This is a genomic window from Caballeronia sp. M23-90, assembly GCF_053574605.1.
This window is the reverse complement of the sequence record NZ_JBSIPA010000776.1, coordinates 1-1,615: the sequence shown is the minus strand read 5'-3', so window position 1 is coordinate 1,615 and position 1,615 is coordinate 1. Positions and strand designations below refer to the sequence as shown.

Sequence of the window (1,615 nt, the reverse complement as noted above, 5' to 3'; positions counted from 1 at the left end):
GATGCCGTGCCGCTCGTGCGTTTTCGCGCGCAGGCCATGCAAAGCGCGGTGCCCGTGGGCGAAGGCGGCATGGCATCGGAGAATTTCAAGGCGCTGGCGGCAACTAGCGCCGTATATTCGCCAAGACTGTGTCCAGCCACCAGCGCCGGTTTCATACCCGTTTCCTTCTCCCACACACGATAAATCGCATAAGCCGCGGTCAACATCACGGGTTGCGTGTTGGTCGTGAGGCCCAAGTCTTCTGCCGGACCTTCGGCAATCAGTTTGCCGAGATCCTGGCCGAGTGCATCGGATGCCTGCTGCACGGTTTCGCGCACCACGGCGTGATCGGCAAATGCGTTGAGCATGCCGACCGACTGGGAGCCTTGTCCCGGAAAAACGAACGCGAATTTCATGACGTCCTTACTCGATTGAATGGGTCGGAATGGCTGATACGGCTGGCAACGCTGGCTACGTTCAGTATCGGATGACCGACGCGCCCCACGTGAAGCCGCCGCCGACGCCTTCTATCAGCACATGCTGGCCGCGCTTGATGCGGCCGTCGCGCACGGCGACGTCGAACGCGAGCGGAATCGATGCCGCCGACGTATTGCCATGTTCGCCAACGGTCACGACCATGCGCTCGAGCGGCACATGCAACTTCTTCGCCGTGCTTTCCATGATGCGGATGTTGGCTTGATGGGGAATGAGCCAGTCGATGTCGCCGGCCGTCAGTTGCGCCTTCTCCAGCGCCTCGACGGCTACTTTCTCGAGCACTTTCACAGCAAGCTTGAAGACCGCCTGGCCGTCCATGTGGAGGAACGCGCTGCCTTCGATCACGCCCTTGTTCACATTGCCCGGTGTGCAAAGAATGCTCGAATGGCTGCCGTCGGCATGAAGCGCGCTCGAAAGCACACCCGGTTCGTCCGATGCCTGCAGGATGACCGCCCCCGCGCCGTCGCCAAACAGCACACATGTGGTGCGGTCGTTGAAGTCGAGGATGCGCGAGAAGGTTTCAGCGCCGACTACCAGCGCCGTGCGATTCATGCCGCCACGGATAAAGCTGTCCGCCGTGGCGACGGCGTACGCAAACCCGGAGCAGACGGCCTGGATATCGAACGCGGCGCCGCCATTCTTGATGCCGAGCTTGTTCTGCAGCAGGCAAGCCGTGCTGGGGAAAACGAAATCGGGGGTGGAGGTCGCCACGATGATCAGGTCGATCGACTCAGGATCGATACCCGCCGCTTCAATCGCGTTGCGCGATGCGTGCAGTGCGAGTTCGCTGGTTGTCTCGTCGGCCGCGGCAAAATGACGGGCATGGATGCCAGTGCGGGCAACGATCCATTCGTCGCTCGTTTCAACACCCTGTTTGGCCAGCCGGTCGGCCAGATCCTGATTCGTGACACGATCGGCCGGCAGGTAGCTGCCCGTTCCGATCACACGGGAATAGAGATTCGATTGAGCCATTATGCCTTCGAGGGTAGCGCGGCGCCCGGTGCGCCCGGCTGCACGGGCATGGATGCCAGTGCGGGCAACGATCCATTCGTCGCTCGTTTCAACACCCTGTTTGGCCAGCCGGTCGGCCAGATCCTGATTCGTGACACGATCGGCCGGCAGGTAGCTGCCCGTTCCGATC

Annotated in this window: 2 protein-coding genes; both read right to left on the bottom strand. The window is 61.7% G+C overall.

Annotated elements, in window-relative coordinates; genetic code table 11:
• On the bottom strand, positions 1 to 395 hold a 395-nt coding region (locus ACRXB1_RS35750), incomplete at its 3' end, for an ACP S-malonyltransferase (protein WP_449494733.1).
• Between the two features lie 61 nt (positions 396 to 456).
• Entirely contained in the window at positions 457 to 1,446 is a 990-nt protein-coding gene (locus ACRXB1_RS35745; RefSeq protein ID WP_061999952.1) for a beta-ketoacyl-ACP synthase III, read from the bottom strand.
• Positions 1,447 to 1,615: the final 169 nt, after the last annotated feature.

What these genes read in the sequence shown, in the direction of transcription:
- ACRXB1_RS35745 (WP_061999952.1), bottom strand. Translation starts at nt 1,446, where the DNA reads ATGGCTCAATCGAATCTCTATTCCCGTGTGATCGGAACGGGCAGCTAC.